The 21,369-nt window shown below is 73.1% G+C and carries 14 protein-coding genes and 1 tRNA gene; 11 read left to right on the top strand and 4 right to left on the bottom strand.

The annotated features are described in order from the left end of the window. Positions 1-128 precede the first annotated feature (128 nt). The 3 genes from ACWF79_RS17995 to ACWF79_RS17985 all read left to right on the top strand — a co-directional run bounded on the left by ACWF79_RS17995 (position 129) and on the right by ACWF79_RS17985 (position 3,106). Entirely contained in the window at positions 129-1,331 is a 1,203-nt protein-coding gene (locus tag ACWF79_RS17995; protein WP_453729063.1) for a DNA polymerase III subunit delta', read from the top strand. Between the two features lie 48 nt (positions 1,332-1,379). After that, positions 1,380-2,933, top strand: coding sequence for an alpha/beta hydrolase (locus ACWF79_RS17990; RefSeq protein WP_453729062.1), 1,554 nt, complete (start codon positions 1,380-1,382; stop codon positions 2,931-2,933). A 96-nt stretch (positions 2,934-3,029) separates the two neighbouring features. Continuing rightward, positions 3,030-3,106, top strand: a tRNA-Thr gene (locus tag ACWF79_RS17985). Between the two features lie 70 nt (positions 3,107-3,176). Here ACWF79_RS17985 and ACWF79_RS17980 read toward each other — a convergent pair. Further along, the gene (locus ACWF79_RS17980) at positions 3,177-3,593 is read right to left on the bottom strand and encodes a hypothetical protein (protein ID WP_453729061.1); all 417 of its coding nucleotides are present in this window, start codon (positions 3,591-3,593) and stop codon (positions 3,177-3,179) included. A 170-nt stretch (positions 3,594-3,763) separates the two neighbouring features. Then, on the bottom strand, positions 3,764-6,964 hold the full coding sequence (locus ACWF79_RS17975) for a tetratricopeptide repeat protein (protein WP_453729060.1): 3,201 nt from the start codon (positions 6,962-6,964) through the stop codon (positions 3,764-3,766). A gap of 712 nt (positions 6,965-7,676) precedes the next feature. Between ACWF79_RS17975 and ACWF79_RS17970 the strand changes: the two genes are divergently transcribed. Further along, positions 7,677-7,877 (top strand): MbtH family protein, encoded by a 201-nt coding sequence (locus ACWF79_RS17970; RefSeq protein WP_453729059.1) that lies wholly within the window; start codon positions 7,677-7,679, stop codon positions 7,875-7,877. Positions 7,878-7,889: 12 nt separating this feature from the next. On the opposite strand, the gene ACWF79_RS17965 is transcribed toward ACWF79_RS17970, so the two are convergent. Continuing rightward, positions 7,890-8,897 carry a helix-turn-helix domain-containing protein gene (locus ACWF79_RS17965; RefSeq protein ID WP_453729058.1) on the bottom strand — a complete coding sequence of 336 codons (1,008 nt, stop codon included), beginning with the start codon at positions 8,895-8,897 and terminating at the stop codon, positions 7,890-7,892. A 171-nt stretch (positions 8,898-9,068) separates the two neighbouring features. Between ACWF79_RS17965 and ACWF79_RS17960 the strand changes: the two genes are divergently transcribed. Both ACWF79_RS17960 and ACWF79_RS17955 read left to right on the top strand, forming a co-directional pair. Beyond that, complete coding sequence (locus ACWF79_RS17960) at positions 9,069-9,245, top strand: hypothetical protein (protein WP_453729057.1); 177 nt, start codon at positions 9,069-9,071, stop codon at positions 9,243-9,245. Positions 9,246-9,276: 31 nt separating this feature from the next. Next, positions 9,277-10,182, top strand: coding sequence for a LysR family transcriptional regulator (locus ACWF79_RS17955; protein ID WP_453729056.1), 906 nt, complete (start codon positions 9,277-9,279; stop codon positions 10,180-10,182). A gap of 9 nt (positions 10,183-10,191) precedes the next feature. Here the strand turns inward: ACWF79_RS17955 and ACWF79_RS17950 are convergent, their stop codons facing one another. Continuing rightward, positions 10,192-11,226 (bottom strand): aspartate-semialdehyde dehydrogenase, encoded by a 1,035-nt coding sequence (locus ACWF79_RS17950; RefSeq protein WP_453729055.1) that lies wholly within the window; start codon positions 11,224-11,226, stop codon positions 10,192-10,194. 582 nt (positions 11,227-11,808) lie between these two features. Between ACWF79_RS17950 and ACWF79_RS17945 the strand changes: the two genes are divergently transcribed. From ACWF79_RS17945 to ACWF79_RS17925, 5 genes are read left to right on the top strand one after another with little or no spacing between them, the layout of a single operon-like run. Then, the gene (locus ACWF79_RS17945; RefSeq protein ID WP_453729054.1) at positions 11,809-12,411 is read left to right on the top strand and encodes an NADPH-dependent FMN reductase; all 603 of its coding nucleotides are present in this window, start codon (positions 11,809-11,811) and stop codon (positions 12,409-12,411) included. Then, positions 12,408-13,235, top strand: a complete 828-nt coding sequence (locus ACWF79_RS17940; RefSeq protein WP_453729053.1) for a thioesterase II family protein — start codon at positions 12,408-12,410, stop codon at positions 13,233-13,235. The genes ACWF79_RS17945 and ACWF79_RS17940 overlap by 4 nt, the downstream gene beginning before the upstream one ends. Beyond that, positions 13,232-14,875, top strand: a complete 1,644-nt coding sequence (locus ACWF79_RS17935) for a condensation domain-containing protein (protein WP_453729052.1) — start codon at positions 13,232-13,234, stop codon at positions 14,873-14,875. The genes ACWF79_RS17940 and ACWF79_RS17935 overlap by 4 nt, the downstream gene beginning before the upstream one ends. Further along, positions 14,865-16,733, top strand: coding sequence for an amino acid adenylation domain-containing protein (locus tag ACWF79_RS17930; RefSeq protein WP_453729051.1), 1,869 nt, complete (start codon positions 14,865-14,867; stop codon positions 16,731-16,733). The genes ACWF79_RS17935 and ACWF79_RS17930 overlap by 11 nt, the downstream gene beginning before the upstream one ends. Then, positions 16,730-21,367, top strand: a complete 4,638-nt coding sequence (locus tag ACWF79_RS17925) for a type I polyketide synthase (protein ID WP_453729050.1) — start codon at positions 16,730-16,732, stop codon at positions 21,365-21,367. The genes ACWF79_RS17930 and ACWF79_RS17925 overlap by 4 nt, the downstream gene beginning before the upstream one ends. Positions 21,368-21,369: the final 2 nt, after the last annotated feature.

The following is a 21,369-nucleotide window of genomic DNA, read 5'->3' as shown; positions in this document are numbered from 1 at the left end:
CCGGCGCGCCCCGGGGGTCCCGGTCGAGCCTGCCGGGGGTGTCGGCTGGCTCGACCGGAGGTCTCGGCTGAGCGCGCCGGGGTGTCAGTGGGGTGGCCCACAATGGAGGGCGTACCTGAGGAGGGCACATGGGCGTATGGGACGACTTGGTCGGGCAGGCGCGCGTCGAGGAGCAGTTGGCCGCCGCCGCGCGGGACGCCGACACGTTCGTGACCGCCCATGCCGCCGGTGAGCCGGTTCCCGAGGCGTCCAAGATGACCCACGCCTGGCTCTTCACCGGGCCCCCCGGGTCCGGTCGGGCGACGGCGGCGCGGGCGTTCGCGGCCGCGCTGCAGTGCGTGAGCCCGGACCGGGCGCTCGGCGGGGCGCCGGGGTGCGGGTTCTGCGACGGCTGCCACACCGCGCTCGTGGGGACCCACGCCGACGTGGAGGTCGTCCGTACGGACGTGCTCTCCATCGGTGTGAAGGAGACCCGTGACCTGGTCCGGCGCGCCCAGCTCTCCCCTGCCGTCGGCCGCTGGCAGGTGATCGTCCTGGAGGACGCCGACCGGCTCACCGAGGGCGCGGGCAACGTGCTCCTGAAGGCGGTCGAGGAGCCCGCGCCGCGCACGGTCTGGCTGCTCTGCGCGCCCTCCCTCGAGGACGTGCTGCCCACGATCCGCTCCCGCTGCCGCCACCTGACGCTGCGGACGCCTCCGGTGGACGCGGTGGCCGACGTGCTCGTACGACGGGACGGCATCGAGCCCCAGGTCGCCGCGGCCGCCGCCCGGGCCACCCAGGGCCACATCGACCGCGCCCGGCGGCTGGCGACCGACGAGCGGGCCCGGGCCCGGCGGGCCGTCGTCCTCAAGTTGCCGCAGCGGGTCGGCGACGTCGGCGGCTGCCTCAAGGCGGCCCAGGAGCTGATCGACGCGGCGGGCGAGGACGCCAAGCAGGTCGCCGAGGAGATCGACACCAAGGAGACCGAGGAGCTGAAGGCCGCGCTCGGCGGCGGGCAGGGCGGGCGGATGCCGCGCGGCACGGCCGGTGCGATGAAGGAGCTGGAGGAGCGCCAGAAGCGCAGAAAGACGCGTACGCAGCGCGACAGCCTGGACCTCGCGCTCACCGACCTCACCGGCTTCTACCGCGACGTGCTGACCCTCCAGCTCCGGGCACGGACACCGATCGCCAACGAGGACGTACGGGACGCGGTGGAGCGGATCGCCCGGGACACCCCGCCCGAGCGGACTCTGCGGCGGATCGAGGCGGTGCTCGCCTGCCGGGAGGCGCTGGACCGGAACGTGGCCCCGCTGCTCGCGGTGGAGGCGATGACGATGGCCCTGCGCGACTGAGCGAACACGATTGGACACGGTCCGTACTCGTACGGATACGCTCCGGGGATGGACTCCAGGCGTTTGCTCCGTACGTCCGCGACGGCCCTGGCCGCCACCGGCCTCATCCTCTCCGGCTGCACCGGCGGAAGCGACGCCGCCGCGCCCGCGGGCGCGACATCGGTCGTGTCGCAGGCCGCGCCCGCCACGCCCGATCCGGCCCTGCGGGCCTTCTACGGGCAGAAGCTCACCTGGCGGGACTGCGGTGCGCCGAAGTTCCAGTGCGCCACGCTCCGTGCCCCGCTCGACTACGCGAAGCCGGCGGCGGGGGAGATCAAGCTGGCCGTCTCCCGGGTCGCGGCCGCCGGGCCCGGCAAGCGCCTCGGCTCGCTCCTGGTCAACCCGGGCGGCCCCGGCGGCTCCGCCGTCGGCTACCTCCAGGGATACGCGGGCATCGGCTACCCCGAGCCGGTCCGCGCCCGGTACGACATGGTCGCCGTCGACCCGCGCGGGGTGGCCCGCAGCGAACCCGTCGAGTGTCTGACGGGCCCGCAGATGGACACGTTCACGCAGGTCGACCAGACCCCTGACGACGGGGCCGAGACCACGGCCCTGACGACGGCCTTCAAGGGGTTCGCGGCGGGCTGCGCGAAGCGCTCGGGGGCGGTCCTGCCGCACGTCTCCACGGTCGAGACGGCGCGGGACATGGACATCCTGCGCGCCGTGCTCGGTGACGAGCGGCTGAACTACGTGGGCGCCTCGTACGGGACCTTCCTCGGCGCCACGTACGCGGAGCTGTTCCCCGGCCGCGTCGGACGGCTGGTCCTGGACGGGGCGATGGACCCGTCACTGCCCGCGATCGACCTCGCCCGCGACCAGACCGCCGGCTTCGAGACCGCGTTCCGGGCCTTCGCGGCCGACTGCGTCCGCAAGTCCGACTGCCCGCTGGGCACGGAGTCGGCCGACGCGGCCTCCGACAGCCTGAAGGCCTTCTTCCGTACGGTCGACGCCGAACCGGTGCCGACCGGCGAGAGCCGGAAGCTCGGCGAGTCCCTGGCGACGACCGGGGTGATCGCGGCGATGTACGACGAGGGGGCCTGGCCGCAGCTGCGCGAGGCGCTGACGCGGGCGATGGGCGGCGAGGGCTCGGGCCTGCTCGCCCTGGCCGACAGCTACTACGAGCGCGAGGCGGACGGCTCGTACACGAACCTGATGTTCGCCAACACCGCCGTGAACTGCCTCGACCTCCCGGCGGCGTACACGGGCCCGCCGGACGCGGAGAAGGCGGTCCCGTCCTTCGAGAAGGCGTCCCCGGTCTTCGGCGAGGGCCTGGCCTGGGCGGCCCTGAACTGCGCCTACTGGCCCGTCCCCGCGACCGGCCGCCCCCACCGCATCACCGCGGCGGGCGCAGCCCCGATCGTCGTCGTCGGCACCACCCGCGACCCGGCGACCCCCTACAAGTGGGCCCAGTCCCTCGCCGACCAGCTCACCTCCGGCACCCTCCTGACCTACGAGGGCGACGGCCACACGGCCTACGGCAGGGGCAGCGACTGCATCGACTCGGCGATCAACACCTACCTCCTCGCGGGCACGCCCCCGAAGGACGGCAAGCGCTGCACGTGAGGGGTGTCCTGGACCACGCGAAGGGTGGTCAGGAGCACCCCGGAAACTGTGTAGACTTGGCGAGGCCGCTGCGCCCACCATGGGAACGCACGGCATGCCGCCTTAGCTCAGTTGGCCAGAGCAACGCACTCGTAATGCGTAGGTCTCGGGTTCGAATCCCGAAGGCGGCTCCACTGGAACCCCAGGTCACCTCTATGACCTGGGGTTTCTTGTCTCTGTGCGATGCATGGGTTGCGGGTTGGGTCACGGACGGATCGTGGTGTTGTCGCCGGTGACAGCCGTGCCGATCGTCTGTGCGGCGATGGACCTTTCGCCGGACGCAGTGATCGTCACCGTACCGGTCGTGGGAAGCTGGGCGGCCAGTTCGGCAAGCAACTGCGGATTCTCTCGTAGCGTCCACTTGATCTGCTGGCGCAGCGCGGCTGCAGCATCAGCGTCCCCCGGCTCCTCGGCCGCCTCACGTACCGCCGCCTCCAGCTCCGGGCGTCCGGCCGGGCTCCGGTGCTGCCAGACCGCGCGCAACATACTGCGTCCTGCGTTCGCCGTCGCTCCCACCGCAGCCTCCTCAGCCCGGGCCAGCACCCCCGCACCATAGGCGCCCAAGGCCGCGCTCAGGTACGGACCTGCCTGCTGCAAGAACTGCACGATCTCTGCTCCCACAACCCGCTCCTGCATTCCTGTCAGTGCCTGATGCCAAGGCATCAGGCTAGGCCGACCCGGCCAGCGCGCACGCGGCAACTCTGCAATTCGCGGCCCGTCGATCGGGCTCACTCCGCGCGACTCAAGCGAACACCCTCCTGCCCACGCTGACGACCAGACCGCGCAGCTGCCTACTCGGCCGAGTCGATCCTTGCGCGGATCAGTGCGACGAGCGGGTTTCCCGGGCCCAGGACGGGCTCGATCCGGTCGAGGGCTGCGTGGTAGAGGGCGATCGCCTTTCGGCCGGCGCCGGCTTCCTGGTGGGTGTCCGCCAGGGTGAGTTGGGCGTTCAGGACATTCGGGTGGTCGCCGAGGGTCTGCTGCCAATGGGAGAGGTTGGCCTCGTACAGCGGCACGGCCAGATCGGGTCGGCCGTCGGACCGGTAGATCTCGGCCAGGTGCTGCCGATGTTGGAGTGCGTCCGGGTGCGTGACGCCAAGTTCCTTCTCGGCGAGCGCGACGCTGCGTTCCAGAAGCTCGGTCGCCCGGGTGGGGCTGCCGGACCTGCTGTGGGCGCGGGCCAGCATGACGGTGCAGTGGAGGGTTCGCGGGTGGGTGCCGCCGAGTTCGGCCTCCAGTTGCGCGCGGGCGTCCTCCAGGACGGTGACTGCCTGTGCCGCGTTGCCGGACTCTAGGTGGGCGAGGGCCAGGTTCGTCCGGCCGGTGACCGTGTGCGGGTGCGTCTCGCCGAAGATGAGGCCGGCGTTCCGCACGGCGGGTTCGAGGAGCTGGACGGCGCGCGAGGCGTTGCCGACTGTGAGGTGCGCGACGGCCAGGTTGCTCCGACACACCACGGTGTGCGGGTGCTCCTCGCCGAGCGATCGGATGCACCGTTCCAATGTCGTCTCCGCGAGGGGCACGGCCCGCGCCGGATTGTCCGTCTGGCGCAGTGCGTCGGCCAGGCCGATGTAGTTCGCCAGAGTGTCCGGGTGTGCCTCGCCGAAGACCTGCTCGCACTGGGCGACGACGGTCTTGAACAGCCGGACGGCGCGGACCGGGTCGCCTGCCGCGATGTGGGCGTTCGCGAGGCCGCTTCGGGTGGCGAGGGTGTGGGGGTGGGTCTCGCCGAGCAGAGTCGCACGGTGCTCGAGGACGGCGTCGTACTGGGCGATCGCCCGTCCGGGGTCGCCGGCGGCTTGGTACGCCTGCGCCAACCCGTTCCTGGTGCTCAGGGTCTGAGGGTGGGCGTCGCCGAGCAGGTGGGCGCTCTGGGCGGCCGCGGTCTCCAGAAGGGGGAGCGAACGGGGCGGGTTCCCGGCGTCCCGGTAGGCGCAGCCGAGGTTCGCGCGAACGGCAATGGTCTCCGGGTGCGCCTCGCCGTACACCTCCTCGCACCGGGCCAGGGCCGTTTCGAGATGCCGCGCCGCCTGGTCGGGGCGTCCGGCGATCGCATAGGCGTAGGCGAGGTTGTTCCGGCTGGTGATGGTTTCGGGATCGCTGTCCCCGAGCGCCTGCTGCCATTGGGCGAGGACGGCGGTGTACATCGGAATGGCGCGGGACAGGTCGCCCGAGGCGAGGTAGGCCGCCGCAAGGCCGTTCCGGCTGGTCAGTGTGGCTGGATGGCTTGGTCCTAGAGATCGCTCGTACTGCGTGAGGGTTGCTTCGTGCAGAGAGATGGCACGTTCCAGGTCGCCGGAGGCTTGGTAGGTGCGGGCCAGCTCCTCGCAGCTGAGGAGAGTGTCCGGGTGGTCGTTGCCCAGTTCTTCTCTACGCCGGGCCAACGTCTTCTCGTGGAGTGCGATGGCACGTTCCAGGTCGCCGGAATCGCGGTAGGAGTTGGCGAGGTTGGAGAGGACGGTGAGTGTCCCCTGGTGCGAGTCGCCGAGGACCTGCGCGCACTGGGCGACCATCGGTTCGAGGAGCGCGATGGACCGACCGAAGTCCCTGGCTCCGTAGTAGGCGTTGGCGAGGTTCGCGCGGACCTTCATGGTGAGTTCGTGCTCGGCTCCGGCGAGCGCTTCGCAGCTGGCTAGGGCCGCCGTGAGCAGCGGAACTGCGCGGGCGTCGTGGCCGAGACCGGTGAGGTAGCTTGCAGCGCTCGCGTACCGTCCGGCGGGAAAGGTGTCGGCGTGTCCGTCAGGAGTGGTGGCCGCGAGCGCGACGAGGTGCGGGAGTAACCGATCCCAGACGGCGGACCGGCCAGAGCTGGGCGGTTCTTCCAGCGGGACGACCGCGGCGCACAAAAGCCGTTCGGCCTCCACCCGGCCGGCCGGCGCCATGCCATCAGGGGGCGGCTGGTTCCGGAGAGTGGTCTGGACCAGTCGGTGGACGCTCACCGTGTCCCGGGTGAGGGAGACCATGCAGTAGACGCCAAGGATCCCAAGGGCCTCGTGGACGTCGTCGCTGTCGTCAGCAAGGGGGGCCAGCAGTTCCACCGGAATGTCGTCGGGCGCCAGCCATGCCAGTGTGGACAGGACGGTGACTGCCAGGGGGTTGCGTTCCCTGAGCGTGCTGATCGTCTGGCGCCAGATCCGGGCGACGGTGCGCTCCGGGTCGACACCTTCGGGAGCCTTGTCCAACGCGCCGACCAGCCTTCGGCGGTAGCGCTCGATGCCGATGGTCGGGTTCTGTGCCAGGTAGGCGCCGGCCTGCGTCAGACCGATGGGGAGCTGCCCCAGGTCGGCGGAGAGGGCGCGGGCTTCCTGAAGCTGACGGTGGGTCGGTGGGACCTCACCGAGCGCGTGTCTGCAGAGGAGTTCACTCGCCGCAGCCAGGTCGAGAACCTCCAGGTCCAGCGCCACGACGGAGGTTGGCCAGCCGGCCGACCGTCGGCTGGTGGCGATGACGTAGCCGTTCGGCGCGCTGATGTAGGGCCGCAGATCGGCCGGATCCTCGACATTGTCGAAAACCAGCAGCCAACCCGGGTGCCACTGCAGCCACATCATCGCCCACGCGGCGCGCTCTTCGGTGGATGCTCTGCCCGCCCACGCCGGGATCAGTCGCAGAGCGAGGTCAGCCAGCGATTGCTCGATGCGGGCGGGAGATTCGGCGGTGATCCACCACACCACTGTGTGGTTGTGGCGGTGTCCGTGGGCGTACTCGAGCGCCAGAGTGCTCTTGCCGACGCCGCCGAGGCCATGGATGACTGCAGTCCTGGCGGCTCGCTGACGTGGCTCCGCCTCGAACGTGCCGCGCAGCCGGCCCAGCATGTCCGTGCGGCCGAGACATAGCGAGAGCGGCGGCAGGTTGGTGAATCCGGCAGGCGCCTGGACATCGCGCGCCGAGTTCAGCAACTCGGTCGTGAGGACGGTGACTGGGCCGGTGACCGCCGTCTCGATGCGATGAGCGGCGACAGACCCGGCTCCTGTCGCCTGAAAGGTGAAGTTCGTCATCGTAGGGCCCGTCGCCCCCCGTCGTCGGCGATGTCCGCGGAGTGTTCTCTGCCGCTCCCCGGCGCGGCCCGGCCCGGAAAAGACTGCCGCACCGACGGCTTGCCGAGTGCACTCATTTCAGTCCCTTCTCCGGGCTGACCGGATGTCTTGCTCTTTCAGAATGGAGCGTACGTGGTCCCCATGCCGTGGGAAGTGGGCGCTGGTTGAATGCTGTGGTGATCGAACTGGTGGTTCTTCTGGCAGTGGCCGGGGTGACGGGGTGGGTGGTTCGTCGGGGAGCGGTGCGGCGGGGGGAGAGTGCCGCTCGGGGGGAGGAGGTCAAGGTTCCCTGTCTGCTCCGGCATCCGTCGGTCGAAGGGCGGTGGCTGCGGGGGCGGCTGGTGACAGGGCCGGCCGGGACGGGGTGGGAGGGGCGGACCAGGGCTGGTGCCGCCTTGTCCTTGCCGGACGGGCTGCGGTGCGTGGGGGTGCGGAAGCCGTCGTTGCGCGAGGCGGTGAAGATCAACGGGGGGTCCCGGATCGTCGAGTGCGCCTCGTCGGAGGGAGCCCTTCTTGTTGCCGTGATGCCGAACGAGTTGGATCACGTGCTCGCGGCCTTGGGAGCGGATCGGCTGGGGCGATAGAGGGGTTCGGGAGACGGTATGGGGTGGGTGTTGTGGTGTGGGGGGTGGGGGCCCAGGGTTGGGGGGGTGAAGTGAGGGTGTCGGGCCGGTTGGCCGGGCGTGTACGTGGAGGTGCGGGCGTGGAGCGGTTCACCGTTGTCGTCAACGGGGAAGAGCAGTACTCGATCTGGGCCGAAGGGCGCGAACTGCCCGCGGGCTGGCGGGACGCGGGTGTGACCGGGACCAAGGAGGAGTGCCTCGCGCACATCGACGAGGTGTGGACCGATCAGCGGCCGTTGAGTGTGCGGTAGGGGCGAGACGTCCTACGGATCCGGGGGGAGCCAGCCTCGTTGGACCGCCCTTGCTCCGGCCTCGAAGCGGCTGCGGGCGCCGAGGCGGTCCATGAGGACCGTGGCGATGCGGCGGGCCGTGCGGTGGGAGACGCCCAGGCGCTTGGCGATGCCCTCGTCCGTGTGGCCCTCGGCCAGCAGGCGCAGGGTCGCCGCCTCCTGGTGGTCGAGTTCGCCCTCGTCGCGGCGGGGTGCCTCGCCGAGCGGGCGGGCGTTCGCCCAGACCGTCTCGAAGAGCGTGCACAGGGCCGTCAGGATGCCCTGGCCGGTGAGGACGACCCCGCCCGCGCTGCTGTCCTCGCTGTTGACCGGAATGACGGCCGTCGTCCGGTCCACGATGGTCATCCGCAGCGGGAGCGTGGCGATCGTGCGGACCTGCCCGCCGAGCTCCGTCAGCCACTTGGCGTGCGCCACGCTCGCCGGGCTGTTGCGCACGCTGTCCAGGTAGATGGTCCGCATCGTGACGCCCCGGGTCAGGAGCCGTTCGTTGAGGGGGCGGGAGGCCGCCATGTTCGCCTCGGTCTGTGCGCCGCCGGGCGCGAAGACCGTCACCTCGGTCCGGACGTTCTCGGTGAGCACCGCGAGCCGGGCCCGGATCTCGTCCACGTCGGCGAGGTGCTCCACACCCACCGGCGGGTCGGCCGGGCGTAGTTCCTCGTACTCGGAGATCAGCCGTTCGGCCGCCGCCCGGGCGCCGGCGATCCGCTGGCGCTGGAGTTCGAACTCGGCCTGGCGCCGGGTGAGGAGGTACTCCAGGCCGACCTCGGGGTTGACCGCGCGGGGCGGCGTCGACGCGTCGGCCGGATGCCCGGTGGGGTACTGGGCGAGGGAGAGCTCGGCCAGCCGCTGCCAGGCCTCGCGTACGGACTCCTCCGGCATGCCGAGCCGTGCGGCCAGCGCGTCCGCCGGGGTCTCTGGGTAGGTGAGCATCGCCCGGTACACGGCCTCGGTCGGTTGATCCAGTCCCAGCGCTTCGAGCATGCGTTCCCCTCCGTTCGTCCCGGCCATTATCCCCGGGGTGGCCGAAACAGCACGGAGGGTGGCCCCATTGGGTCAGGACCCAATCCGGCCACGCGGAAGGCTTTCCTCCCCCTGTGACCAGCGGTGATGCTGAGGACACAGAGACCACGCCGTCACAGGGGGACGTTCTTCATGTTTCGCGATCGTATGGTCCGGGCTGCCTCTGTCCTTGTTGTCGCCACCGCCGCACTCGTCGCGCCCGCAGCCGTCGCGCAGGCCGACACCCCGGTGCCGCCGGCCGGGTCCGGGGTGTCCGCCGGGCCCGTCGAGCCGGTGTCGGACGGCACGGACGACATGGGCTGGCAGTGATCGTTCCGGCCCTTCCCACGCGGGACAGCGCATGGACCTGAAGCAGCTGACCACCTTTCACCGCGTCGCCACGATGCTCAGCTTCACCCGGGCCGCTGCGGACCTGAAGTACGCGCAGTCCAGTGTGACCGCCCAGGTCAAGAGCCTGGAGGTGGCGCTTGGCGTGGAGCTCTTCGAGCGGCTGCGGGGGCGCATCCGGCTGACGCCGGCCGGTGAGCGGCTCGTTCCGTACGCGGAGCAGATCCTCTCCCTCGTCGAGGAGGCCCGGGACCGGACGACCGGCCAGGGGGAGCCGTCGGGGGTGCTCACCATCGGCACGATGGAGAGCTTCACCTCCTACCGGATGCCGCCGGTGCTCGAGTACTTCCACCACCGCTACCCCCGGCTCCAGCTCGCCCTGCGCCCGAGCCTGTGCCAGGACACCTGCGAGTCGCTCCGGCAGGGCACCTTCGACCTGGGGTTCCTCATGGAGCCCGAGACCGAGCACCCGGGCGTCAGGACCGAGGTCCTGGGCTCCGAGCCGCTCGTCGCGGTCGCCGCGCCGGGGCATGTCCTCGCCGGCGCCCGTGACGTCTCCACCGGCGATCTGCGCACCGTGCCGATCCTGGCGCCCGAGCCGGGCTGCTCGTACGGGGCGATGTTCGAGGCGGAGCTCAACGCCGGGGCGGCCGAGCCCGTGCCGTTGCTGCAGTTCGGCAACATCGAGTCGATCAAGCGCGGGGTCTCGGCCGGTCTCGGCATCAGCGTGCTGCCCGCGATGGCGGTGGCCGCCGAGGTCGAGGCGAAGTCGCTGACGGTCCTCGACTGGAAGGCCCCGTTCGAGGTGTACACGCAGATCGCCTGGCGGTACGGCCGCCGGCTCACGCACGAGATGCGGGTGTTCATCGACTGGACCATCCGGTTCATGGAGCAGGAACGGCCCCGGCCGGCCTGCTGACGGCAGGGATCACAGAGTGCCGCGCGCGAGCAGTTCCTCCACGATCCGTACGGCGTCCAGCGCGCCCCCGACCCGGAGGTTGTCGGTGGCCAGCCACAGCCAGAAGCCGTCGGACGCGTCGGCGGCGACCCGGACCCGGCCCACATGGACGCGGTCCGGGTCCCCCAGGTCCGCCGGGGTGGGCGCCCCGGGGGAGTCGTGGACGGTGACCTCGGGCAACGCCCTCAGCAACGCGAGGAGTTCGGTACGGTCGACGGCCGCCCGGCACTCCACCCACACCGCCACGCCCTGCCCGCCGACCACGGGGACCCGGACGCACGTCGCCGTCACGTCGAGGCCGGGCAGGCCGAGCACCTTGCGGATCTCCTCGGTCAACTCCCGCTCCTGGCGGGTCGAACCGTCCTCCAGCGCGTCGCCGATGCCCGGCAGCACGTTGAAGGCGAGCGGCGGCGAGAACACCGCCGACACCGGGGTGGCCTGCGGGTCCTGCAGAACGGTCCGCGCGCCGTCCTGGAGCTCCTCGATCCCGGCGTGCCCCGCGTCCGACGCGCCCTGGTACGTACTGACCACGATCCGGCGGATCCCCCAGCGGCGCTCCACGTCCCGGACCACCCGCACCACCGGGACGGTGGCCGCGCCGGGCACCGCGATCACCCCGCCGCTCGGGCGCCGGTCCAGCAGGTCCGCGTCGAGCTCCGTGACGACCAGAGGCGTGTCCGGGGCCGTGCGGAAGGCGGAGGTGCTGTCGACGACCAGCGCGCCCTGCGCCACGGCGACCGGGACCCACTCCCGGCTGACCTCGGCGCCCGCGCAGAAGAACGCGAGGTCCACGGAGCGGAAGTCGAACCGGGTGAGGTCGGCGACCCGCTGGTCGTGGCCGTCGACCCGGATCGTCCGGCCCGCCGAGCGCGCGGAGGCCACCAGGTGCAGGTGCCGGTACGGCAGCCTGCGGTCCTCGATGAGTTCGAGCAGGGTCCCGCCCACCGCGCCCGTCGCGCCGACGACGGCGATGCGGGGGGCGGCCGGTGTGTCGGCCAGGAGCATGGGCTTCTCGGATCCGCTAGGCAGTGGCGCCACAGCTTCCCCGGCCGCTCCCCGGGCAGGAGGCGTCGGCGGTCGGCTGCGCGGCCGTGGGGACCGGACGTCGACCCTGTGGGAGTACGTGCCGGACCTACGGCAGTGGGGCGGGGCGCGATCGGCGCCGGTTCGATCATCGGGGTCGCCGGGGGGCTCGGCAACGGGCGCCCGCCAGGCATCTCCGATGGCTCCCATCAGTGGGAACGATCGGTTCGGGGCAGGGGGAACGATCGCTTCGGACCGTCGGCGAGCGTCGTCGAACACCTCATCGGAAAGTCCGAATCCCGGCATCGGAACTCCCGTCGGGCGAGCGTTGACCTGCACGTGGGCTTCGCGAAGGCTGTGGCCGGTCTTGATCGGTTGGAGGGGCGGTCGGACGCCGGCATCGGGCCCAAGGGCCGGCCGGAGGGGGTGGTCGGACGCCGGCATCGGCCTCAGAGGTCGGTCGGAGAGGCCGTCGCACGGCCGGAAGTCGGTCACCCACAGAACCACCGCACCACACACGGAGCGAGCCGGTGAGCCGGACGCACCACGCGAAACGGGGAGTTCATGCAGCAGGCCGTGAAGGTCGTCGGAATCGGGGGGTCCTCCCGGCCCGGCTCGACGGCGGAGCTGGGTCTTCGAGTGGTCCTCGCGGAGGCCGCGCGGCTCGGCGCCGAGGTCAGCCTCGTCGGCGGCGCCGACCTCGTCATGCCGCTGTACGACCCGAGGGCGGCGAGCTGCCCGCCGCCGGCGCGCCGGCTCCTCGACGAGGTGGCCTCGGCGGACGGTGTGGTCCTGGCCAGCCCCGCCTACCACGGGACGGTGTCCGGGCTGCTGAAGAACGCCCTGGACCACACCGAGGCGCTCCGGGACGACGCCCGGCCCTACCTGTCCGGCCGGGCGGTCGGCTGCCTCTCCGTCGGCATGGGCTGGCAGGGTGCGGTGACCACGCTCGCCGCGCTGCGGGACGTCGTGCACGCCCTGCGCGGCTGGACGACCCCGCTGGGGGTGGCGCTCAACAGCGCGACCGCCGGGTTCGGCCCCGACGGGCAGTGCGACGACCCGCACGTCCAGGGCCAGTTGCTGGCGATGGCCGGGCAGGTCGTGGAGTTCGCCGAGGCGCGCCGGGCCCATCAGGCGCTGCGGGCCGAGGCGGTGCCCACCCGATGACCGCCGACGCCCACTGTCCCGACGGCCGTACGGTCGCCATGCTCCCGCCGAGTCCCTGGATCCGCTGCTTCCACCCGAAGCCGGCCGCCCGGCACACCCTGGTCTGCTTCCCGCACGCGGGCGGGGCGGCCAGCTACTACTTCGACCTCTCCGCCGCGCTCGACCCGGACATCGAGATGCTCGCCGTCCAGTACCCGGGCCGTGAGAACCGCCTCTTCGAGGAGCCCGCCGCCACCGTGGCCGAGCTGGCCGACGGCGTGGTCGAGGCGCTGCGCCCCCGGCTGCGGCGCAGGCCGGCGTTCTTCGGCCACAGCATGGGCGGGGTCATCGGCTTCGAGGTCGCCCGCCGCCTGGAGCGGGCCGGCGGCCCCGCCCCGCACGTGCTCGTCCCCTCGGCGAGCTCCGCGCCCTCGGTCCGTACCGAGCGGCTGACCGCGGCCGGCGCCTCCCAGGGCGAGGAGGAGTCCGACGACGTCGTGCTCGCCCGCCTCATGGGCCTGGGCGGTACGCGCGAGAACGTGGGCCAGGACCCCGAGTTGATGCAGCTCGTCCTCCCGGCGATCCGGGCCGACCTGCGCGCCCTGGAGACCTACCGGGTCGCCGAGGGGGCCGTCGTCGACTGCCCGGTCACCGTCTTCGTGGCCGATGCCGACCCCGACGTACCGCCGGGCGAGGCGGACGCGTGGGCCGCCCACACCACCGCCGAGGCCGAGGTCCACCTCTTCGAGGGTGACCACTTCTACCTGGGCTCGCTGCCCCCGAGGTTCCTCACCCTGCTCCAGGACGCCGTCCGCCACTCTCGCCCCGGGACACCACACGCATGACAGCCATGGGATTCGTCGAGGAAGAACTCGCCCAGATGTGGGCCGAGCTGCTGCCCAGCAACCCCACCGACGTGACGCTCGACGCGGACTGGCACGCACGCGGCGGCAGCACGCCGGGCCTCCAGCCCCTCGCCGACCGGATCGACGACGAACTCGGCGTACGCGTCGGGCCGGAGGAGCTGGCGGGCGCCGCCACCCTCGCCGGGATGGCGAAGCTGGTACGGGACGCCATGGCGGCCCGCGCCGCGGCCGCCCGGACGACCGGAGTGCCGGCCGGGGGCCGCCCGGAGCGTCCCGTGCTCTCGTTCGCGCAGCAGCGCCTGTGGTTCATGCAGCAGATCGACCCCGACACCACGCTCTACAACGTGCCGACCGTGCTCCGGATGCGCGGCGCCCTGGACCGCGACCGGCTCGGCCGGGCTCTCGGCGCGCTCGTCGCCCGCCACGAGGTGCTCCGCACCACCTACGAGGCACCCTCGGGGATCCCGCACCAGGTCGTCGGGGAACCCGGAGAGCTCGCGCTGCCCTTCACCGATCTGTCCGGCTCCGCCGACCCGGCGGCCGAGGCGGAGCGCCTGACCGCCGAGGAGGGCCGGTGGGTCTTCGACCTCGCCGCCGCCCCACCCGTACGGGCCAGGCTGCTCGGGCTCGCGGCCGACGAGCACCACCTCGTGGTGACGTTCCATCACATCGTCATCGACGGCTGGTCGGTGGAGATCTTCTTCCGCGAACTCGGCCTGCTGTACGGGGACGAGAGCGCCGGGACCGTCCCGGCCCTGCACTACGCCGACTACGCCGCCTGGCAGCGCGCGTGGCTCCAGGGCGACACCCTGGACGCGCTCACCGCCCACTGGCGGACGGTGCTCGGCGAGAATCCGCAGGCCCTCGCCGTACCCACCGACCACCCCCGGCCCCGGCACCGCTCCTTCCGCGGAGCCGTCGTCACCCGCACCCTCGGTCCCGAACTGACGGCCCGCATCCGGCGGTTCGGCCGGACCGAGCGCGTCACGCTCAACATGACCCTGCTCGCCGGCTTCCAGGCGCTCCTCGCGGGCTGGGCCGGGGCCGACGACATCACCGTCGGCACCCCGGTCTCGGGCCGCACCCGGCCGGAGCTCCAGGACCTCGTCGGCTGCCTGATCAACATGGTTCCGGTCCGGGTCGGGCTGGAGGGGAACCCGGACTTCCGGGCGCTGCTCGCCCGTACCCGTACCGCGCTGATCGACGCCTCCGCGCACCAGGACCTGCCCTTCGACAAGCTGGTCGAGGCCCTGGTCTCCCGGCGCTCCCGCGACTTCCTGCCCGTCTTCCGGGTGATGTTCAGCTTCCTCAAGGAGCAGTCCGTACCGGTCTTCCCCGGCCTCGACCACTGCGCCCTGGACCTCACAGGCCCCCAGGACACCGCGAAGTACGACCTCAGCCTCTACGCGCAGGAGAGCGGCGCGGGCGTCGCGCTGACCCTCGAATACGACACCGATCTCTTCGGCCCGGACACCCCGGCCGAACTGCTGGCCGCCTACGAGCAGGCGCTGGACGACGCGACGACCTTCCCGGGCACACCGGTCCTGGACCTCGCGGCGGTCCGGTTCCGGGCGCCCGGCTCCGACGGCTCTGAGAGGAACACCCACCGTGACCGTTGACGGAGTGCCCACGGCAGGGCCGGGCACCATCGACGCCCGGTTCGCACGGCAGGCGGCGGAGCGGGGCGACGCGATCGCCGTGACCGGCACCGACGGCCGGCTCGGCTACCGCGAGCTCGACCGCGCCGCCAACCGCCTCGCCCACCATCTGCGCACCCTCGGCGTCGGCCCCGAAGTGCCCGTCGCCGTCTGCATGGAGCGCACCACGTCCCTCGTGACGGCGCTGCTCGCCGTGCTCAAGGCCGGTGGCGCGTACGTGCCCCTGGACCCGGCGAGCCCCGACGACCGGATCGCCTTCACCCTCGCCGACGCGGGAGCCACGGTCCTGGTGACCGACCGGGCCGGGCGCGGACTGCCCGTCGCGCACACGGTCGTGACCGGCCCCGACGGCACCGACCTCACCTCGTACCCGGACACCGCGCCCGAGCACCCCGGCACCGGCCCGAGCAGCCTGGCGTACGTCATCTACACCAGCGGCTCGACCGGCACCCCCAAGGGCGTCATGGTCGAGCACCGCAACGTGACCGGCCTGCTCGACGGCACCCGCCGCCACTTCGGATTCGGGCCCGACGACGTCTGGTCGATGTTCGCCTCCGCCGCGTTCGACGTGTCGGTCTGGGAGATGTGGGGCGCGCTCCTGCACGGCGGCCGCCTCGTCGTCGTACCGGAGGAGACCCGGCGCGCCCCGCAGGAGCTCCACGCGCTGCTGGGCCGCGAGCGGGTCACCGTCCTGAACCAGACGCCCGCCGCCTTCCGCCAGCTGATCCGGTACGAGGAGGAGGCGCGGGCCCTCGGCGGCGAGCCCGCCGCCCTGGACGCGCTGCGGCTCGTGGTGTTCGCCGGGGAGGCGCTGCCGCCCGAGATGCTCCGGCCGTGGATCGCCCGCCACGGCGACGAGAAGCCGGAACTGGTCAACATGTACGGGATCACCGAGACGACCGTGCACACCACCTACCGCCGGATGACCTCGGCCGACCTCGACTCGGGGGCCGGCAGCGTCATCGGCGGCGCCTTCGACGGCTGGACCATGACCGTCGCCGCGCCCGACGGGACCGAGGCGCCGGCCGGTGAGGCGGGCGAGCTGTTCGTCGGCGGCGCCGGAGTGGCCCGCGGCTACCTGGGCCGCCCCGCGCTGACCGCCGAGCGGTTCCTGCCCGACCCCGACGCGCCCGTGCCCGGTGCCCGCCGCTACCGCTCGGGCGACAGTGCCCGGCGCACGGCCGACGGCGACCACGTGTACCTCGGCCGCCTCGACCACCAGGTCAAGGTGCGCGGCTACCGCATCGAACTCGGCGAGATCGAGAACACGCTCACCCGGCACGCCGCCGTCCGCGACTGCGTGGTGACCGTCGACGAGGACTCCGTCGGCGAGCCGCGCCTCGTGGCGTACTGGGTGCCGTCCCCCGAGGGCGCCGCCGACGGCACCGTCGAGCTGCGCGAGCACCTGGGCCGGACCCTGCCCGCCTACATGCTGCCCAACGTCTTCGTCGCCCTCGACCGGCTGCCGCTGACCCTCAACGGCAAGGTCGACCGCCGCGCGCTGCCCGCCCCGGAGGCCGTACGCCCCGACCTGGGCGGCGCGTTCGAGGCGGCCGTGACACCCGTCGAGAAGGCGCTCTCGGAGATCTGGGCCGAGGTGCTCTCGGTCGACCGGGTCGGCCTGGACGACGACTTCTTCGACCTCGGCGGGCACTCGATGCTCGCGACCCAGGTGGTGGCCCGCACCAAGGAGCAGTTCGGGGTCGCCGCGACGCTACGGCTCTTCTTCGACGCGCCGACGGTGCGCGAACTCGCCCAGGCCGTCGAAGAGCTGCTCGCCGCACAGTCCACAACCCACCCGCACGGGGAGAACGCATGACGTACGAGCCGGAACTGCCGCTGCCCGAGCAGTCCGTGGCCATCATCGGGATGAGCGGCCGATTCCCCGGAGCCGGTGACGTCGACGCCCTGTGGCGCATGGTCGCCGCGGGCGAGGAGGGCCGCCGCGCCTACTCCGACGAGGAGCTGGCGGCCGCCGGGGTGCCCGAGGGGCTGCTCGCCGATCCGGCATTCGTGAAGGCGGGCTTCCCGCTCGACGGGTTCGACCGGTTCGAGGCCGAGTTCTTCGGCGTCACCCGCGCCGAGGCCGAACTGATGGACCCGCAGCACCGGGTGTTCCTGGAGACCGCGTGGCAGGCCCTGGAGCGGGCCGGTTACCCGGCGGGCACCTTCGAGGGCCGTACCGGTGTCTTCGCGGGCACCTCCGGCAGCGGCTACCTGCGGGAGCGGATCGACGCCTCCCGTGACGGCTCGGGCGACGGTTCCGGCGGCGAGGGCGCCGGCGGCGGGCGGATCTCCGACGAGATCCAGGTCGCCATCGGCAACGACCCCGGCATGCTCGCGCTGCGCGTCTCGTACAAGCTCGGCCTGACCGGCCCCAGCTTCACCGTGCAGAGCGCCTGCTCCTCCTCCCTGGTCGGCGTGCACCTGGCCGTGCAGTCGCTGCTCAGCCGGGAGTCCGACGTGGCGCTCGCCGGCGGTGTGGCGGTGCGGGAGTTCGAGCCGCGCGGCTACCGGTACGAGGAGGGCGCGATCCTCTCCACGGACGGCCGGTGCCGCCCGTTCGACGCGGACGCCTCCGGCACGGTCTCCGGCGACGGCGTCGCCGTGGTCGTCCTGAAGCGGCTGGAGGACGCGGTCGCCGACGGCGACCACATCCACGCCGTGATCCGTGGCTCGGCCGTCAACAACGACGGCTCCGCCAAGATCGGTTTCACCGCGCCGTCCGCGCACGGCCAGTCCGAGGTCATCGCCGAGGCCCTGGCGGTGGCCGGTGTCGAGCCCGGCACGATCCAGTACGTCGAGGCGCACGGCACCGCCACCCCGCTCGGCGACCCGATCGAGGTGCAGGCGCTCAACGAGGTGTTCGGGCCCGAGGCCGCGGCCGGAACGATTCACCTGGGCTCGGTGAAGTCCAACGTGGGCCACCTCGACGCGGCGGCCGGTGTCACGGGCCTGATCAAGGCCGCGCTCGCCCTGGAGCACCGCTTCCTCCCGCCGACCGCGCACTTCCGCGCCCCCAACCCCCGACTCGCCCTCGACAAGGGCCCCTTCACGGTCAGCGGCGAGGGCGCCCCGTGGCCCGCGCCGGCCGACGGCACGCCGCCGCGCGCCGGGGTGAGCGCCTTCGGCATCGGCGGCACCAACGCGCATGTGGTCCTGGAGGCCGCGCCCGTCGTGGAGAGCCTCCGCGAGGACGCCGCCGGGGACTGGCAGATCCTGCCGCTGTCGGCGCGTACCCCCGAGGCGCTCGCCACCGCCGCCGAACAGCTCGCCGACGCGCTCACGCTCACCCGCTCGCCCCTCGCGGACGCCGCCCACACGCTGCAGTCCGGCCGCGCCGAACTGCCGCACCGCCGCGCCGTCGTGGCCGACAGCCGGGAGGGCGCCGCTGCCGCGCTGCGCCAGGTCCGCGCCGGCACGGTCGCCGGCAAGGACGACACCGCGCCTGCCGTGGTCTTCCTCTTCCCCGGCCAGAGCGCCCAGTACCCGGGCATGGGCGCGGAGCTGTACCGCACCGAGCCGGTCTTCCGCGCCGCGTTCGACACCTGCGCCGAACTCCTCCTGCCCCAGCTGGGCTGGGACGTCCGGGACGTGGCGTTCGCCGCCGACGGCGAGGAGAGCCGGGAGCGGCTGCGGCAGACCCTCTACACCCAGCCGACCGTCTTCGCCCTCGACTACGCCACCGCGCAGCTCCTGCTCTCCTGGGGGATCCGCCCGGACGCGATGACCGGCCACAGCCTCGGCGAGTACGTGTCGGCCTGCCTGGCCGGTGTGTTCGGCCTGGAGGACATCCTGCGGGTGGTCGCCCGCCGCGCCCAGCTGATGCAGGACCTCGCACCCGGCCGGATGCTGTCGGTCCTCCTCGACGAGGAGGCGCTCACGAAGGCCGTCGAGGGAACCGGGGCGACGATCGCCGCGGTCAACGCGCCCGGCTCCTGCGTGGTCGCCGGCACGCCGGAGGAGGTCGCCGAGGCCCGCCGCGTCCTGGAGGCGCAGGGGGTGTCCGTACGGGAGCTGGAGACCTCGCACGCCTTCCACACCGCGCTGGTCGAACCGGCCCTGCCCGGCCTGGAGGAGGTGCTGCGCTCGGTCACCCTCCACGCGCCGCGCACGCCGTTCCTCTCCAACGTCACCGGCGCCTGGATCACCGACGAGCAGGCCACCGACCCGGCGTACTGGGTCGCCCACACCCGCCGCGCGGTGCGCTTCTCCGACGGCATCGCCGCCCTCGCCCAGCGCGGCCCCGCCGTGTTCGTCGAGGCGGGACCCGGCAGCCAGCTCGGCGGCCTGGTCAAGGCCCAGCCGGAGCACGGGCCCGTCGTCACCCTGCTGCGCAAGCCGCGGGCCGGCGCCGAGGAACGCCCCGAGGAGCGTGGCGTCCGCGAGGGCCTGGCCGAGCTGTGGAGCCGCGGCGTCCCGGTCGACTGGGCGGCGCTGCACACCGGCCAGGAGCGGCGCCGGGTGCCGCTGCCCGGCCACCCCTTCGAGGGCCGGAGCTTCCTGCTGCCCAAGGCGGCCGCCGCGACCACCGTGCGCACGGATCCGTCGAGATGGACCTACGCCCCGGTCTGGCACCGCGTCCCCGCGCCGTCCGCCCCGGAGGGTACGGAGCCCGCCTCGACCTGGCTGCTCCTGGCGGACGGCCGCGGCCTCACCGAGGAGTGGGCCGCCGCGCTGCGCGAGCGGGGCGAGAGCGTCACCACGGTCCGTAAGGCGGGGGCGTACGCCCGCACGTCGGTGCACGACTACGAGGCCGACCCGGCGCATCCCGAGCACCTGGGCCGGATCCTCAAGGAGCTGCGCCAGGAGGGGCTGAGCCCCGACCGGGTCCTGCACGCCTGGGCGGTCACGGACGGGGAGGACGCGGGCGGGCGTCCGGCGGCCGAGCGCCACGCCCACGGCATGGCCACCGGCTTCCACAGCCTCGTCTCGCTGGCCCAGGCGATCGGCGAGAGCGGCACCGGCACCCCCGTACGGATCGACGTGCTCACCGACCAGCTCCAGGACGCGCACGGCACCCCCGTGACGCAGCCGGAGCGGGCCGCCCTGTACGGCGCGGTGACCGTGCTGCCGCAGGAGTACGCGTGGCTGACCTGCCGGAGCGTCGACGTCGTCCCGCCCGTGGACGGCGCGGCGCGGACCCGGCTCACGGCGCAGCTGACCGCCGAACTGGCCGGCCCCGGCACCGAGGCGCTCGTCGCCTACCGGGGCACCCAGCGGCTGACCCGCGCGTTCGCGCCGGTCGAGCTGGCCCCCGTACCCGTCGAGCGGGCGTGGAAGGCCGGCGGCGGATATCTGGTCACCGGCGCCTCGGGGGAGGCCGGTCTCGGCTTCGCCGAGCAGCTCGCCGGGGCGGGCGCCCGTCTGGTGCTCGTCGGCGACCCGGCGTTCCCGGCACCGAGCGACTGGCCGGGCCTGCCCGCGGGGCCCGAGCGGGACCGCGCCGGGCGGCTCGCCGCGCTGCGTGCCGCCCACCCGGACGCCGTCACCTACCGGGCCGCCGACCTGGCCGACCCGGACCAGGCGCGGCGGACCGTCGAGGAGGCCCGCGCGCTGCTCGGCGGCGTCGACGGCGTCCTGCACTGCGCCGACGCGCGGGGCACCGGACTCGTGGCGCTCAAGTCGCGCGAGGACTTCGAGGCGGTGCTCGGCGCGCGGATCCGCTCGACCCTCCTCCTCGACGAGCTTCTCGCCGAGGACGCGCTGGACTTCTTCCTGGCGGGCTCGGCGACCACGGGCATCGTCGGCGGCTTCGGCCAGGCCGACAACTGCGCGGCCGCCGCCTTCCTGGACGCCTTCGCGGCGGCCGCCTCGGCCGAGGGCCGCACCGCGGTGACCCTCGACTGGGCGCAGTGGGAGTGGGACGACTGGTTCGAGCAGCAGATGGCCGGACTGCCCGAGGTGCGCGAGCTGTACGAGCGGCTGCGCCGCAGCCAGGGCATCCCGGTCGCGGACGGCCTGGCGCTCGCGCGCGCCGCGCTGGCCGGCGGGCTGCCGCAGGTGGTGGTCTCCCGGGCCGACTTCCAGGAGGTGCTCGCCGACCAGCAGGGGCTGACCGCGACCTCGTTCACCGACGCGCTCGGCAGCGGCCGGGCCGAAGCCGGCGACTGGGACCCGGCGACGGTGTGGCCGGACGACGAGCTGGCCCAGTCGGTGGCGCGGGTGTGGCAGGAGATGCTCGGCGCGGCCCCGACCGGCCCGGACGACGACTTCTACGACCTGGGCGGCAACTCGCTGTTCGCCATCCAGATCGTGGGCCGGCTGCGCCAGGCGCACGGCGACTTCCCGATGAGCGCCGTCTTCGAGGCGCCGACCGTTCCCGGGCTCGCGGCGGCGATCCGCGCCCACCAGGCCGAGTCCATCGGCCTGGACGAGTTCGAGGCGATGCTGCGCGAGGTCGAAGCCCTCTCCGCCGCCGAGGCCGAACAGAAGCTGAAGGGTGACAGCTGACC

The organism is Streptomyces sp. NPDC054975, assembly GCF_053609105.1.
This window is presented reverse-complemented; position numbering and strand designations above follow the sequence as displayed.

Bases quoted from the DNA above. Each gene is read 5' to 3' on its own strand.
- ACWF79_RS17995 (WP_453729063.1), top strand. From the start codon at position 129: ATGGGCGTATGGGACGACTTGGTCGGGCAGGCGCGCGTCGAGGAGCAG.
- ACWF79_RS17990 (WP_453729062.1), top strand. From the start codon at position 1,380: ATGGACTCCAGGCGTTTGCTCCGTACGTCCGCGACGGCCCTGGCCGCC.
- ACWF79_RS17975 (WP_453729060.1), bottom strand. From the start codon at position 6,964: ATGACGAACTTCACCTTTCAGGCGACAGGAGCCGGGTCTGTCGCCGCT.
- ACWF79_RS17965 (WP_453729058.1), bottom strand. From the start codon at position 8,897: ATGCTCGAAGCGCTGGGACTGGATCAACCGACCGAGGCCGTGTACCGG.
- ACWF79_RS17960 (WP_453729057.1), top strand. From the start codon at position 9,069: ATGTTTCGCGATCGTATGGTCCGGGCTGCCTCTGTCCTTGTTGTCGCC.
- ACWF79_RS17955 (WP_453729056.1), top strand. From the start codon at position 9,277: ATGGACCTGAAGCAGCTGACCACCTTTCACCGCGTCGCCACGATGCTC.
- ACWF79_RS17950 (WP_453729055.1), bottom strand. From the start codon at position 11,226: ATGCTCCTGGCCGACACACCGGCCGCCCCCCGCATCGCCGTCGTCGGC.
- ACWF79_RS17945 (WP_453729054.1), top strand. From the start codon at position 11,809: ATGCAGCAGGCCGTGAAGGTCGTCGGAATCGGGGGGTCCTCCCGGCCC.
- ACWF79_RS17940 (WP_453729053.1), top strand. From the start codon at position 12,408: ATGACCGCCGACGCCCACTGTCCCGACGGCCGTACGGTCGCCATGCTC.
- ACWF79_RS17935 (WP_453729052.1), top strand. From the start codon at position 13,232: ATGACAGCCATGGGATTCGTCGAGGAAGAACTCGCCCAGATGTGGGCC.
- ACWF79_RS17925 (WP_453729050.1), top strand. From the start codon at position 16,730: ATGACGTACGAGCCGGAACTGCCGCTGCCCGAGCAGTCCGTGGCCATC.